Below are 14,687 nucleotides of genomic sequence, written 5' to 3' on the forward strand. Positions count from 1 at the left end.
CGGTTGAGATGTTTAGTAGTTAACCATCGGGCTGTAGGGGACGCAAGAAACCCAGCAGCAGAAGCTGCTGGGTTCGGAAAATTAGACCGGAGTCACGTTTTCCGCTTGAGGGCCTTTTTGACCTTGAACCACTTCCATGGTCACGGTTTGGCCTTCAACCAGTGAACGACGGCCGTTGCCGTTGATTGCACTGAAGTGAACGAATACGTCTTTACCGGATTCTTGAGCGATGAAGCCGAAGCCTTTTTCATCGTTGAACCATTTGACGGTGCCTTGAACTAAATCTGCCATGCGTTTTTCCTAACAGTTGTGCCTAAATTGGCGGGTATTACTTTGGCATACGCTGTCGATACTGGGGTCTTGTGATTGCCTGGTGTCGCAACTATGCCTTTCTATCATCGACCAGTATCAAGCATATCGTTCAAATATGGAGCACTCGTCAATACCACCGGGGTTACCGGCAAGGTCATAGTAGCCCACTTCCCTGAGCATACCAAGCGGCTTTTGCACACAATCTCAATATTTGGCGTAGCCGTTAGTGAGACTGCCTGACTTGTGTTGCAATTTTTTTACGAGTTTGCCATTGCCAAAGGCTTGCAAGGGCGCTGCCGCTAAGATTGTGCCAGATGCTGAACAGTGCGCCAGGTAAGGCGGTGAGTGGACCATAATATTTCATGGCCAAGGCAACCCCCAATCCCGAGTTTTGCATGCCCACCTCAATTGCAATTGTGCGAGCCGCAACCTCAGTCTGGCCGGCTAAGCGAGCAATACCATAAGCGCAAGCGAGGCCAAGCAGGTTGTGCAGAGCCACGGCCAATACTGTGGTTAAGCCCACTGTCGTCAGCTGAGCTGAATTGAGAGCCACAATGATGGCAATAATAAATAGAATGACCGCACTGGCAATGTTAGCTAACTGAGGTTGTAGAGCGCGACTCATGGCTGGCAGGTAACGATAACAAAGGACGCCGGCCAGCAACGGCAGTAACACGATCTGCAGTAACGTGGTGATCATGGCAGAAGGGGAGACTTGGATATCGCTTCCTGCATACAGCCACACAAGATACGGTGTTAATAGGATGCCGCATAAGGTGGACGTGACCGTCATGCCCACTGACAGCGCTACGTCGCCTCGCGCCAGAAAGGTAATTACATTAGAGGCTGTACCACCGGCGCAGGCACCGACCAGTATCAGGCCTAACGCCAGATCGGGTGGTAATTGCAGCGCCTCGCTCAAACCCCAAGCAAACAACGGCATAAGAGTAAACTGCAAAGCAACGCCGAGCAGTAGCGGCTGAGGTTTACGCCAGACACGGCGAAAGTCTTGCCAGCGCAGTGTCAGCCCCATGCAGAACATGACCAGCATCAGTAATGGCACTATGCTGTCCTTCCAGCTGATCAGGGGCTGCGGAAAGGCCCAGGCCATAAAGCTGATGACGATGGCTAATAGAGGGAATAGACGGCTGACTGATAACATAGATTCTCCAAGAACAGTCAGGCGTTATACCGACAGTCTGGCATCACCGCAAATGCCATTAGAGGTGTTATGGACATCGAATTGGATCAGCTCAGCCCTAATCAAAGATATCATTGGCTTACACAAACCGTTGTACCAAGGCCGGTGGCGTGGATATTGAGTCGCCATGACAATGGTGAGCTAAATCTGGCGCCGTTTTCTTTTTTTGCTCCGGTATGTTCTGAGCCGCCGACACTAATGGTATCCATTGGCCACAAAGCGGATGGCCAGGTGAAAGATACCTGCGCCAATCTGCGACGCGATAAGGCAGTAGTGCATATTGCAAGTTTGCAGCAGCTGGATGCCTTAAATCAAAGTGCCGCTAGTTTGCCAACTGGGGTCAGTGAGCTGAATCAGCCTGAGCTACAAGATCTGCAGTTGATCGATTGGCCAGGCTCGCCACTGCCACGAATAGCCAAGGCACCGGTGGCCTTTTTATGTCACTGGCAGCAGCAAATTTGTTTGGGGCCAGGGCAGCAGAATATTGTGTTTTTGCAGATTGAGCGTCTGTATTGTCGTGATGAGCTGGTAACGGGAGAGCCGCCAAGGACTATGGTCGATGCTCAGTTGCTCGATCCGGTATCCAGGCTGGGAGGAAGTTTTTATGCTGGCCTAGGCGAGCTGATCTCAAAGGTCAGGCCTGAGTAGATCGGCTGACAGCCAGATCCGCTTGAAGATCAAGAAGATGTCGGCCTGAGCTAATCGATCTAAAAGCCCAGGCCGAGGTAGATTGGCCTTACAGCCAGATCCACTTGAAGATTAAGAAGAAAATGATGGCAAGCAAGGCGCCAGCCGGCAAGGTCACCAACCAAGAAATAAAGATAGATCCAATCTTGCGGTGATTTAGAGCACCAGCTCCCATTGCCAGGCCAACCCCCAATACTGCACCGACCAGTACCTGAGTCGTCGACACCGGCAGGCCGGTGCCAGAGGCTACGACCACCGTGGTGGCCGAGGCCAGGGTGGCGGCAAAGCCACGGCTAGGGGTAAGTTCAGTGATGCCGGTGCCGACAGTAGCGATTACCCGATGACCAAAGGTCATTAAGCCGATCACAATACCGACGGCGCCGACCAACAGGATCCAAATAGGCACCACAGATTTAGCGACCACTTCGCCACCGTTGGCGACTACGGTGTAAATAGCAGCGACGGGACCAATGGCATTGGCAACGTCGTTAGAGCCGTGTGCGAAGGCCATAGCGCAGGCAGTAAATACCATTAAAATGGCGAACACTTTTTCCACGTTGGCGAGATGAGCGGCCTCCGAAACTTCTGAGTCGGCATGCACGCGGCGTACAAAAAACGCCCCAATGGCCATGATGATTAGGCCTGCGATAAAGGAGTAGCCCAGCGCTTGCATAAAGGTGATATCGAGGCCTAGGTGCTTCAAGCCTTTGGTCAGGGTGACCATGGCGATAACAAAGCCCACCAACAAAATATAGAAAGGCACTAGACGCTTGGATTGTGCAAATGGATTGTCACTGTCGTGAATCCAGTGCTGAACCGATTTGTACAATACAAACGAAATGCTGCCAGCCACCAAGGGTGACACAATCCAGCTGGCAACAATGTTGCCGACCTTGCCCCATTTGACCGCTTCCATGGAAATGCCAACGGCGGCAAAGCCCACAATGGCGCCCACAATAGAGTGGGTAGTCGAAACCGGCCAGCCACGCATGGAGGCGATTAATAACCAGGTGCCTGCCGCGAGTAGGGAAGACAGCATGCCAAACACCAGCAGGTCAGGATTGGCGCTGACGACGTCAGAATCAATGATGCCTTTGCGGATGGTGGCTGTTACTTCACCGCCGGCAAAAAATGCACCAGCAAATTCGAATACAATGGCAATCAACACAGCTTGCTTAATGGTGATTGCTTTGGAGCCTACTGACGTGCCCATGGCATTGGCAACATCGTTTGCACCAATACCCCAAGCCATGAATGCTCCAAAAATGCAGGCCAGGATGACAAACAAGGTGCCCTGGTCAGCGATTAATTCCATCGTCTAGTCCTCGGATTTTAAGCGCGCGCATTCTACCCCAGCGAATCGCCAGATCATAGCCGCTATGAGCACGGATTATGACTGTCTATGCTGGCCAATGATTTGGCCAGCCAAAAGCTCAGGAAATAGGTGTCAGTGGAATCAGCTGGCGGTCGCGTTTATTGCCGTATTGGCGCATCTGCCACAAGCACAAGCCGAGCAGTGCAAAACAGCCAATAATCCAGCCGACGGCTGTTAATGGATGGCTAAATAGTTGCGCCAGTTGGTAACACACCACAGCACTGCAGTAGGCTAGCCCGGTGCTCCAAGCGGCAACAAATAGCATCCAACGCAGACCGGCCTCTCTCACCATGGCCCCTAAAGTGGCGACGCAAGGGGTGTAGAGCAGCACAAACACCAAATACGCAAAGGCGGCCGCAGGACTGCCAAAGGCATTGGCCATGCGTTCAAAAGTCGCGGCCTGTACACCTTGCTCGTCTTGTTGATCGGCGCCGACTAACGACAGGCCTAGTGGGTCGAGCCATCCATCGGCGGCTGCGGCCAGGTTTTCAGGGATAGTAGCCAGCGCTTGTTGTAGGCCAGCCAGCAAATCAAACGGTTGCTGGTCTGAGTCGGCAGGCGAGTATAAAGCGTCTAGTGTGCCAACCACCGCTTCTTTGGCAAATAAGCCAGTGACAATGCCAACGGTGGCCTGCCAGTTGTCTTGCTCTACGCCCATAGGGGCAAACACCGGCGTCATCCACTGGGCGGCAGCAGACAATGCTGAATCGTCACGATTTTGATTGCCGAAAGAGCCATCGGTGCCAATGGAGTTAATAAAGCTCAGTAGGGTAACGACCAGCAAAATGGTTTTGCCTGCTCGGGTGCAAAAAGCTTGCAGTTTTTGCCAGGTTTTCCATAACACGCCGCGTACGGTGGGCATGTGATAGGCGGGCAATTCCATAACAAAGGGCGTTAGCTCGCTGCGAAACAGCGTCTTTTTTAACGCCAGGCCAGTAACAATGGCCATGATAATGCCGAGCACATAGAGGGCAAAGACCGCGCTGGCACCTTGCTGATGGAAAAATACTGCAGCAAACATGGCATATACCGACAATCGGGCTCCGCATGACATAAAAGGTGCCATGGCGATGGTTAGCAGTCTGTCTTTATGAGTGTCTAATGTACGGGCCGCCATGACTGCTGGAACGTTACAGCCAAAGCCGACAATCAGCGGAACAAAGGATTTTCCTGGTAAGCCGACGCTGCGCATCAGCCGGTCCATAACAAATGCCGCTCGAGACATATAACCGGAATCTTCAATGGCAGACAAAAATAAATATAAGCCGGCAATGACGGGAATAAAGGTGGCCACTAGCTGAATGCCGCCACCTAAGCCGTCGGCCAACAGGGTCGTGAGCCAAGCGGGCGATCCGCTGCTGTCTAATAATGCACGTGTGCCATCGACAAATATCGTCGCTGCGGCAATATCAAAAAAGTCGATAAAAGCGCCGCCAATATTAATGGCGAAGGTGAACATGCCGTACATCACCAACAAAAAGATGGGAATGCCTAACCAACGGTGTAATACCCAGCGGTCGATGCGCTCCGTTAAGGTCGTGTCGTAAGACGCTTGGTGCTCAACGGGGATAGCGAGCTGTTTGATGGTGTGATAACGCTGGCTGGCCAAATGTGTATCCAGGGCTTGTGGCAGCGTTAGTTGCTCTCTGATACGAGTCACGGATGCTTGTATTGCCTGCGGTGCATTAGCCGGATGTTGCAGCCAGTGGGTGGCCATAAAGCGTGACGTTTGCGGCACTTGTTTCTCAATTTGGCAAAGCGCCTGCTCCAGTGTTTTATCCGTATGAATAATCGGTTTGGCGTGTTGGCCAATATCGAGCTGGTTAGCAATCGCTAGCTGTAGTGCGTCAATACCTTCTCCGCTGGCAGCGATCATGGGCACCACCGTGACACCTAATTGCTGCGACAGTGCCTGGCAGTCAATGCGTTTACCGTGCCGTGCGGCGACGTCCAGCATGTTGACGACACAAATCAACTGAATGCCCATTTCCAGCAATTGAGTGGTCAGGTATAAGTGGCGCTGCAGATTATTGCCATCAATGATATTGATGATTAGGTCGGCTTCTTGGGCTAATAAAAATTGCCTGGCAATTAGCTCATCGGCCGGGGTTTCTTCGTCACTGGCATCTAATGAGTAGGTGCCGGGCAAGTCGACCAGCTGACACTGCCATTGCTGGCAGCGTAATTCGCCGCTTTTGCGCTCAACCGTGACTCCGGGCCAGTTGCCGACCACCTGGCGAGCGCCGGTTAAGGCATTAAAAAGTGTGGATTTACCACAATTGGGATTGCCGATCAGGCCAACAACAGCCTTAGACATAGAAACCTCGATAACAGTAGGCAGGCGATTACGGTTGGCTGTTAGGGCAGCAAACTGATGTGTATCTGTTGTGCTTCTTGCTGGCGCAGACTAATAGAGCCGCCAGTTAACTGAAATTGCATGGGATCGCCCAAGGGGGCAATGCGTCGCAGCTCTATTTCTGCTCCAGGCACCAGGCCAAGGGCCAGTAGCTTACGCTGAAACGCGCTGATATCGGCGATAAATCCGTCAATTCGGGCGCGTTGGCCGACATTCAGGTGTGCGAGAGTGATCATTAGCTCAATCTCTGTGATGAAAAGGATGGGAATGGTAATCTTTAGCACTACCACCATCAAGCGGGTTTTAGGGACGGCCTGTTCCAAATCAAGTTGTAGCGTCAACGAATGCGAAGAAAGGTTGAATCTGGTCTGCCGCTGTGATTGAAGCCAATATTGAATATTGAATTATATTAATGTTTGTTTGATACTCTACCGTCGAATACGGGTCACCGTTGTCAGGTGATTCTGGAATCCGTTGATATTTATTACCTGTTTGCGTTTTGCGTAAGCGGGCTTTTGTGCGCCGTATGTTATGGCGATCATTTCTATTGGTTATATTTGAGGTAAACCGTGAGCGTATTCTCCGAGGATATCGATAAAAAGATTCAGCTGCATCAGCAAAAGATAGAAGAGTTACAAGAGCTGAAAAAAGAGCAGGAAAAGAAGCTCGAAGGTATTAAGGAGTTCGATACCATTGTTAAACGCCTGTGCAACCAGAACAGCCTGACTGAAGATGAGCTGTTTGTTGCCCGTTCTGCGGCGATTGAAAAGTGGATTGTTGGTATGGCCGGTCAGGAAGCGCCTTCATCTATATATACCAATCTGAAAAAACACTTTGAAAAGACTGCCGGTCGTAAGACCGTGGTTAAGCAAAGCAGCTTGCCTAAACCTAAGTTGGCAGTCGGTACCTACCGTAATCCAGCCACCCATGAGAAGGTGGAAAAGATTAAGCGTAATCCAAAGATTCTTGATCATTGGATTGACGAATACGGCTTTGCTACCGTAAAAACGTGGAAAGTTGACTGATATAAAGTCGATGAATTTAAAAAAGGAGCCAGTCGGCTCCTTTTTTGTCACTTGAGAACGGCTCGGTAACTATTAACCATTCAATGCCCTATCCGTGTTACCCAGTCAAAGGCGTCAGCGGCTTCGGACACCGAAGCCGGTTTGCCGTGTTAGCCCGCTAAAGCGAACTGCACTTGGCGCTTATCACTGTCGAGCTGTTGAATGCGTACCTTGATCGACTGGCCAAGAATATAACGCTGCTCACCCTTGTAATGGCTTAAGGTTTTGGTGTCGAAGGTCCATTCTTTGCGCTGCTTACGGCGATCAATGGTGCCTTCAATGCCGGTATCTTCAAGACGAACGGTAAAGTTCGATGCATTCATATGCACCAGAGTGGCATCGTACAGTGCATCCGCCGGCTGTTGTGCTAGCCATTGCAGCTTTAACCAGTGCTCGGTTTGCTGTGAGGCGATACGTGCGTTGCTTTGCAACTGCTGTATTTGCTCCAGCTGCTGCTGCTCTGGCACTTGCACCGCTTGCTGATGCAGGAGGGCGCCAATAATACGGTGAACCAAGAGGTCATTGTATTTACGCAGCGGCGAGGTGGCAGTGGTGTAGCGCTGAAAGCCCAGGCCAAAGTGCGGAGCGTCGGTAGTGGTCAGGCTGCTGCGTTCCAATTGGCGGCTGATGATCATGCGCAGTGGCAGTTCACCGTCATACTGTGCAGCCGCTTGCAACTGCTGAACGTATTGATCAAGGTGCTGCAGCTCTGGCTTTTGTTCTAATTGCAGCTGCTCACGTAACAGGCTGGTGACTTCACCAAGGCGTTCGGTGCGGATGCCGGCGTGGTTGATGTAGATGCCGTATTGCTTTTCCGCCAACCAGTCAGCGATTGAGCGGTTGCTGGCCAACATGCATTCTTCCACCAAGCGGTGGGCATCGCTGCGCTCGATCTTAACGATATCGCGCACCTGACCTTCATCATCCAGCAGCAACTTGTAGTCCGGACGCTCTTCCATCACTAGGCAGTGCTGCTGACGGAACAGGGCCAGCGCCTGGGCACAAGAGTGTAAATGCAGTAAGTGTCCGTGCAGTTCGGCACTGATGTCGTTATCTTCACCGGCAATCAGTTGGGCTACCTGCGGGTAGGCCAATTTGGCGCGACTACGGATACGGCCCTGATATAAGTGAGTATTTTCGATGGCACCGCTGTCGGCGATACGCAGCTCAACCACTAGCGCGGCACGCTCAACGTCTTCATTCAGTGAGCACAGCTGCTCCGACAGTTCGGCGGGCAACATAGGCAATACTTGCTGCGGGAAATAGGCCGAGGTCGCACGCTGTTGGGCGCTGCGGTCGAGCTCGCTACCTGGCTGAATCAAGGCGGCTGGATCGGCAATGGCTACCCACAGTGTCCAACCATGGCTGTGCGCTTCGGCGTACAGGGCATCGTCGAGGTCGCGTGTGCCAGCAGAATCTATGGTAACAAAAGGCAAATGGGTGAAATCTTCACGATTTGCCAGCACGTCATCCAGACCTTGCTCACTGAGGGCGTTAACTTCATTCAACACAGCGTCACTGAAGTCTGTGGCTAGATTGAACTTTTGTTGGATATAACTGTGCTCGACGCCTTTGCCCTGCGCAGGCCCAATGCGTTTTTCAACATTGGCTTGGGCGCGCCCTTTAGGATACGGGTGCTGGCTCATGCGGGCGTAGACCAGATCGCCATCTTCGCAGTTTTGTCGTTTGGCTGGCGGCACAAAAATCCAGCGATTTAAACTGCCATGGTCAGGCTCAATAAAGTGGCCTTTACCGCGCACAATGTAGCGGCCAAAAAAGTCGTCCAGCTCACTGTCGATCAGCTTTTCTATTGCTGCTTGCTGCTTGCCTTCGCTGCTGGTTTCAACGCGAAATTCAATCACATCGCCGGGCAGAACTTTATCCATCTCATCGGGTGGGATAAAAAACTGTTGACCGTCGTCGGTATTAACAAAGCCAAAACGCCCACTGGTGGCGCGTACCCGCCCCTGAAAGCGTGGTGTGCTGTCGTGCAATTCTTGTTTCAGGGATTTCAGCTGAGAAAGGGCGTTTTGATCAAGCATCCGCAGGGGAACCATGGCGAAAAAATGAGGCGCAAGTGTACTGGATCTGCCGCAACTGAGCCAGCACCTCGCATCTGAGTTGCGTAGTGGCTAAGGCGTTTCAAGCCTGAAATCTTAGCGTTTTAGACTTGATACACAGGTAGGAGATCGCCCAGTTTTACTGGTTTGCGGGGGGCGCATGAGCTTGTATGGTGGAGCGGAAGGTAACAAAAAGATACACAAAAAGTCGGGCTCAAATGCCCTAACCTTCATATAAATCTGATTGCATAATAACTAGCCGACCTTAGCTCGATGGCATTAGGTCGGACGATTCTTACTACAATAAGGGGTCTTTTATGACGCAACCGTCTGGCGTGAGTCGCCGTAGCTTTCTTAAATCCGTTGCCTTAGGTGCCAGTGCCGTATCTGTTCCAGCGGCGCTGACCGGCTGCTTTGGTGACGACGACGATGATCGTGATCTGACTGTGTTCGTTTTTGGCCATGGTGTGGCTTCCGGCGATCCGCTGGCAGACGCTGTGATTATCTGGACTCGGGTTACTCCTGATAACAGCGATGGTACTGAAGCGGAAGTAGCCTGGGTGGTGGCGCGCGATGAAGCCATGACTGATGTGGTGGCCTCGGGCAAAGAATACACAGATGCGGAGCGAGACTTCACTGTAAAAGTGGATGTCACCGGTTTGCAGCCAGGTACAACCTACTATTACCAGTTTGCCGGCAAAGACAATGCGGCATCACCGGTTGGGCATACTAAGACCTTGCCTTCTGGTGCGGTTGATCGTGTCACCTTGGCGGTGTGTTCCTGTGCCAATTACCCGGCTGGTTTTTTTAATGTCTATAAGGCGATGGCCGACAGCGATGCCGATGTGGTCGTACACTTAGGTGATTACATCTATGAATATGGTTCTAATGAGTACCCAAGCCCAGATGCACAAGGCCGTACGCCAGAGCCGGTTAATGAGATCCTGAGTCTTGAGCAGTATCGCGCTCGATATGCGCAATATCGCGCCGATGTCGATGTGCAAGCCGTGCATCAGCAAAAGCCGTTTATTTGCGTTTGGGATGATCACGAACTGGCCAACGACACTTACAAAGACGGCGCGCAAAATCATAACGACGGTGAAGGCGACTTTACGGCTCGCCGTGATGCCGCCCATCAGGCTTATCATGAATGGTTACCCATTCGCACCGGGGCCGATCGCGGCAAGATTTATCGCAGTTTCGATTTTGGCAATCTGCTCAGTTTACATATGTGTGATACCCGTATGCTGGCACGTGATAAGCCGTTGGCATATGGAGATTTTGCCGATGCGGAAGGCAATATTGATATTGCCGGTTTCAGTGCCGCGCTGGCCGACAGCAGTCGTACCTTATTAGGCGCTGAGCAACAGCAGCAATTAGTGGGCGACATGATTGATTCAACAGCCACCTGGCAGGTATTGGGCCAGCAGGTGCTGATGGGTCGCATCATGATCCCAATCGAATTACTGTCGGGCCTGGGTGCAATACAAGCGATGTTAGAAGCCGGTGTTGACGCCAGTGCCAAGCAAGCCGAGGTAGCGCAGCTATTGGGTGAGTTGGCTACATTAAAAGCGACAGACCCTAGTAATGCCCGACTGACCAGTGTTGCACCTTACAATTTGGATGCCTGGGATGGTTATTTCCCTGCTCGCGAAGAAATTCTACGCCGAGCGCAATTGTTGGATAAAAACCTGGTGGTGTTGGCCGGTGATACGCATAACGCTTGGGCCAGTGAACTGTACGTAGCTGACGATAGTGGTGTGGTGCAGCGCCAGCAAGGGGCGGTAGGGGTTGAATTTGCAACGGCATCAGTGACCTCACCAGGATTTGAAACCTATGTCGGTTTTGGTGACAACGCACAACTGCAAGCCGGGTTTGAAGGCGCGGTGACGGCACTGGTTGATGATCTGAAATTCCTTAATGCGAAATCTCGTGGGTTTATGCGGGTGCAATTTACTCAGCAAAAAGCCAGTTGCGATTGGGTGTTTGTTGACACCATCGCCAGTAAGGAGTTTGTTGCCACCACGGCGAAGACGCTGACCACCTATCCAGGCAAAGGCCAGCGACGTTTGAGTTAATAAGAGATAAAAGCCGGGCAATGCCCGGCTTTTTATTGCTCACAGAGCTGTCCGTAATTTATTTCTCACCGAGGTGTCGGCACTTTTCTACTCATAGAGCTGTCGGCACTTTTTTACTCACAGAGCTGTCGGCACTTTATTGCTCGCAGATATATCTGCACTTTTTATGGTGTTATTGATACTGGTTATGGCGTTATTGATACTGGCGACAGTTGATGAAGATTAAGCCCAGTTCCATAAAAGCGAACCTGGCGAAATTCTTGTGACTCATCCAGGTCGGGCAGAGTGCAGGAGGGTGCTGAACCGATGGTTTGATAGGGTGGAAAATCAAACTGTTTAACACGCGAGTCGGCAATTAATACTTGCTCGCTATGGCGTCGAAATAACGACAATAAGGGTAAATTGGCTCGGTCGTATAATACATCGGCGGCAATCAGCATATCCAAGCCATCAACGGGATCGTCAGTGAGTTCCCCTAAGGTACGCCAGTTATTATTGGGCCAACCGTTGAGGTCAATATTGGCCCGGCAAGCATCCAATGCTTGCTCATCGATATCGCAAAAAATCACCTCTTTGGCGCCCGCCATCAGACAGGCAATGCCAACCACGCCGGAGCCGGCACCAAAATCCAATAGGCGCTTGCCTGCCACTAACTGTGGCTGTTTCAGCAATAGCTGTGCCAGAGCTAAGCCGCTGGCCCAGCAAAACCCCCAGTAAGCGGGGAACTGCTCAATGGTGTTTACTTCTTGGGCACTAAATGGCCGCTGCAGTGGCACAGGGTCAAGCAGCCATAACTTGAGATTTTGGCAGTTTGGCAGTGTCTGCGCTGTGACCCTGGCATCCGTTAACATGGGCTGCAGGTGTTGGTTGAGTGTTTCCATCGTGCTCATCCGTGGGAGCCCAAGGTAAAACAGTCGCCTGGCCGGGCGACACGATAGCCCGCTTGCGTCAGTGCATCACCAGCCGATTGATCGGCATAGTGATAGAGCACCAAGCGCTGGCGTACGGCTTCTGGGTATTCTCGCGCTAAGTCATCCAGACCAGTATGAGACGGATTGGCCTGCAGTCCACAATCGTGAAAGATTGGCTCACTACCTTGCACATGGTGTGCGATTAACTCCGGAATGGGCCTAGTATCACCGCTATAAAACAACACGCCAGGAAGGTGTAAAGCGTAACTGGAGCCTGGCGCATGGTGGCGTGTGGGATACACCTGCCAGTGCAGCTGTTGCCAGATAAAGTGATCGCTGACGGGTAATAATTGAAACGACTGCCAGAAATTATGATTTCCTTCCGCCATGCTGCCGGGGTAGGTGGCCAGCCTTTGATGCAACGTGGCGATAATATTGAGTGGCACAAACATCGGAATGGGCGGCAGGTTTGCCAGCCTGGCTCTGACCGTCAAAATCTCCAGATCGGCGATATGATCCATATGAGCATGAGTCATAAAGATAGCCGCTGGCAGTTGTTGGTAACGCTGCACAAAGGACGCTAGTGTGCCGGGGCCGCAATCAATCAGCAGTAAGGGTTGGCCATTACGCTCGATCGTTGCGGCGGCACTGCCAAGGGCTAAATGTCCGCCGCTGCCGGTGCCGTGGAAAAATAAATTCAGCGGATTGCAGGAATCTGTGCGGGTGACTTCTGTCATAATGCTTGCCATCACAAATTTGTAATTGAGGTGCATTATGTGGCGTCCAAAACTGATGTCCATCCCTAACGCAGAACAAGCCTTACCCGGGCGCCAACAAGCGATGCCGGTGGAAGATGCGCACTTTGTTAATCAACGCTCATTGTTACAGCGCCCTGAAGGCGCTGCCCAACTGATTGTCGGCATGGGGTGTTTCTGGGGGGCAGAGCGACGCTTATGGCAACAAGAGGGGGTGCTGGTCACTGCCGTTGGCTACGCCGGAGGATCAACTCCCAACCCAACGTATCAAGAAGTCTGCACGGGTAATACCGGCCATACCGAGGTGGTGCGCATCTGGTACGATGCCGCTGACGTGTCGCTACAACAATTGCTGGCGGTTTTCTGGCAAAGTCATGATCCAACCCAGGGTATGCGTCAGGGCAACGACGTTGGTACCCAATATCGCTCGGCCATCTACCTAGAGTCGGAACAGGATTTAGCCACGGCTATAGCCAGTAAAGAGCATTATCAACAGCGTTTGGCTCAGGCTGGTCAGGGTGATATCACTACGGAAATTCGACAGCTGACCGAGTTCTTTTTTGCCGAGCAAGAGCATCAACAATATTTAGCGAAAAACCCCAACGGCTATTGTGGACTATCGGGCTGTAATGTGAGCTATTGACGGGTATCATGGTGCCATCATAAAGCGGGCCATGATGGCCCCAATAAAGCAGGAGGCTGCAATGCGGTCGGCGGCCGTTTTTCATTTAAAGGGAGGTGTGGGAAAAACCACCACCGCAGTTAATTTGGCGGCTTTGGCGGCCGCCGACGGTTTGCCAACCTTGCTGTGGGATTTAGACCCCCAGGGTGGCGCCAGTTGGGCTTTGAATTGCACGGCTGAGCAAAAACAGAATAAATTCTGGCGTGGTGATCTTCCTTTAGGTGAATTTATTCAGCCAACACACTGGCGCAATTTGCACCTTATTGCTGGCGATCTTTCACTGCGAAAATTTCAGCAAACCATGGCTGATAAATCGGCTGCCAGACAGGCAATGTTGCAAGCACTGAGTGCCCTATCAGAACGTTACGCGTTGGTGGTAATTGATTGTCCACCGGCACTGACACCACAGGTGGAAGGCGTGCTGAGAGCGGTTGATCGGTTATTAATACCGCTGCAGCCGTCGGGCTTATCTTTGCACGCTTATCAGCAAATGCGCCAACAGCTCGATTGGGTGAAGAAAAAACAGTGGCTGCCGTTTGTCACTATGCTTGATAAACGCAAATCAGCTCAGGTGAGCTGGGTTCGAGATCAGGCTGCCCAGTGCGACGGTCTGTTGCCTACCTTTATTGCCCATTCGGCCAGTGCCGAAAAAATGCTAGAACTTCGCCAGCCAATTGTCATCGCTCAGCCGCAAGTACCTTTAGCGCGCAGTTATCGGGCATTGTGGGCGCAGGTGCTGCCGCGGTTAAATTTACGGTAGCGCTGCCGGCTTATGGGTTTTTAATTCGGTTGGATAGGCTAGGTAGGCAGCCCAGGCAATGGCTGTGGCATATCTGAGATTCAGTGTCAGTTCTGGATGTGGATTATTGAGGAATTCACGCTGTGAGGCTAAGCCGCGTATACGACTGGCCAAATCCGGATTAAACGCCAAGCATTGATTCCAAAGCCGCATGTGTAACGCTGCATCAATGGGATAAATACCCGGGTATTTATCGTGGTTGCCGTGACGCTGATGGCGATACGCCAAGGCAACTAATAAATTTTCGCTAGCGCAACTGTGGCAGTTGAGTTGTTGCAACGTCGGCCTGACAATAACTTCACGTAACTCATCCAGCGTAAGATCCATAGCGCTTTCTCCGCTTTGTTGGAGCGCGTTGAAACGGCGTCAGTATTAGCGCTGTGCTTCCTCGCTGGCAAGTATTTGTC

Annotated in this window: 14 protein-coding genes; 5 read left to right on the top strand and 9 right to left on the bottom strand. The window is 51.8% G+C overall.

Going from position 1 to position 14,687, the window contains the following annotated elements; all coding sequences use genetic code 11:
• Positions 1–81: 81 nt before the first annotated feature.
• Together AC55FS_RS08850 and AC55FS_RS08855 are read right to left on the bottom strand one after the other, a co-directional pair.
• A complete protein-coding gene (locus AC55FS_RS08850) occupies positions 82–291 on the bottom strand; it encodes a cold-shock protein (RefSeq protein WP_496935719.1) in 210 nt (69 codons plus the stop codon).
• Between the two features lie 244 nt (positions 292–535).
• Positions 536–1,474, bottom strand: coding sequence for a bile acid:sodium symporter family protein (locus AC55FS_RS08855; protein ID WP_496935720.1), 939 nt, complete (start codon positions 1,472–1,474; stop codon positions 536–538).
• 69 nt (positions 1,475–1,543) lie between these two features.
• On the opposite strand from AC55FS_RS08855, the gene AC55FS_RS08860 reads away from it, so the two are divergent.
• Positions 1,544–2,161: a flavin reductase family protein gene (locus AC55FS_RS08860; protein ID WP_496935721.1), complete on the top strand. Its 618-nt coding sequence runs from the start codon at positions 1,544–1,546 to the stop codon at positions 2,159–2,161.
• An 88-nt stretch (positions 2,162–2,249) separates the two neighbouring features.
• On the opposite strand, the gene AC55FS_RS08865 is transcribed toward AC55FS_RS08860, so the two are convergent.
• The 3 genes from AC55FS_RS08865 to AC55FS_RS08875 all read right to left on the bottom strand — a co-directional run bounded on the left by AC55FS_RS08865 (position 2,250) and on the right by AC55FS_RS08875 (position 6,167).
• Entirely contained in the window at positions 2,250–3,515 is a 1,266-nt protein-coding gene (locus AC55FS_RS08865; RefSeq protein ID WP_496935722.1) for an inorganic phosphate transporter, read from the bottom strand.
• 118 nt (positions 3,516–3,633) lie between these two features.
• A complete protein-coding gene (gene feoB, locus AC55FS_RS08870) occupies positions 3,634–5,892 on the bottom strand; it encodes a Fe(2+) transporter permease subunit FeoB (protein WP_496935723.1) in 2,259 nt (752 codons plus the stop codon).
• Positions 5,893–5,933: 41 nt separating this feature from the next.
• On the bottom strand, positions 5,934–6,167 hold the full coding sequence (locus tag AC55FS_RS08875; protein ID WP_496935724.1) for a FeoA family protein: 234 nt from the start codon (positions 6,165–6,167) through the stop codon (positions 5,934–5,936).
• 333 nt (positions 6,168–6,500) lie between these two features.
• On the opposite strand from AC55FS_RS08875, the gene AC55FS_RS08880 reads away from it, so the two are divergent.
• On the top strand, positions 6,501–6,956 hold the full coding sequence (locus AC55FS_RS08880) for a hypothetical protein (protein ID WP_496935725.1): 456 nt from the start codon (positions 6,501–6,503) through the stop codon (positions 6,954–6,956).
• A gap of 149 nt (positions 6,957–7,105) precedes the next feature.
• Here the strand turns inward: AC55FS_RS08880 and AC55FS_RS08885 are convergent, their stop codons facing one another.
• A complete protein-coding gene (locus AC55FS_RS08885) occupies positions 7,106–9,037 on the bottom strand; it encodes a VacB/RNase II family 3'-5' exoribonuclease (protein ID WP_496935726.1) in 1,932 nt (643 codons plus the stop codon).
• A gap of 335 nt (positions 9,038–9,372) precedes the next feature.
• Here AC55FS_RS08885 and AC55FS_RS08890 point away from each other — a divergent pair, with 335 nt between their 5' ends.
• Entirely contained in the window at positions 9,373–11,133 is a 1,761-nt protein-coding gene (locus AC55FS_RS08890; protein ID WP_496935727.1) for an alkaline phosphatase D family protein, read from the top strand.
• A gap of 185 nt (positions 11,134–11,318) precedes the next feature.
• Here AC55FS_RS08890 and AC55FS_RS08895 read toward each other — a convergent pair whose 3' ends face one another.
• Together AC55FS_RS08895 and AC55FS_RS08900 are read right to left on the bottom strand one after the other, a co-directional pair.
• Positions 11,319–12,014 (bottom strand): class I SAM-dependent methyltransferase, encoded by a 696-nt coding sequence (locus tag AC55FS_RS08895; RefSeq protein ID WP_496935728.1) that lies wholly within the window; start codon positions 12,012–12,014, stop codon positions 11,319–11,321.
• A 5-nt stretch (positions 12,015–12,019) separates the two neighbouring features.
• Entirely contained in the window at positions 12,020–12,781 is a 762-nt protein-coding gene (locus AC55FS_RS08900) for an MBL fold metallo-hydrolase (protein ID WP_496935729.1), read from the bottom strand.
• A gap of 37 nt (positions 12,782–12,818) precedes the next feature.
• Here AC55FS_RS08900 and msrA point away from each other — a divergent pair, with 37 nt between their 5' ends.
• Positions 12,819–13,442 (top strand): peptide-methionine (S)-S-oxide reductase MsrA, encoded by a 624-nt coding sequence (gene msrA, locus AC55FS_RS08905; protein WP_496935730.1) that lies wholly within the window; start codon positions 12,819–12,821, stop codon positions 13,440–13,442.
• A 61-nt stretch (positions 13,443–13,503) separates the two neighbouring features.
• The gene (locus tag AC55FS_RS08910; protein WP_496935731.1) at positions 13,504–14,241 is read left to right on the top strand and encodes a ParA family protein; all 738 of its coding nucleotides are present in this window, start codon (positions 13,504–13,506) and stop codon (positions 14,239–14,241) included.
• On the opposite strand, the gene AC55FS_RS08915 is transcribed toward AC55FS_RS08910, so the two are convergent.
• On the bottom strand, positions 14,233–14,607 hold the full coding sequence (locus AC55FS_RS08915; RefSeq protein WP_496935732.1) for a hypothetical protein: 375 nt from the start codon (positions 14,605–14,607) through the stop codon (positions 14,233–14,235). The two genes, AC55FS_RS08910 and AC55FS_RS08915, sit on opposite strands and share 9 nt — an antisense overlap.
• Positions 14,608–14,687 lie beyond the last annotated feature (80 nt).

The organism is Bacterioplanes sp. CLAM21, assembly GCF_059641015.1.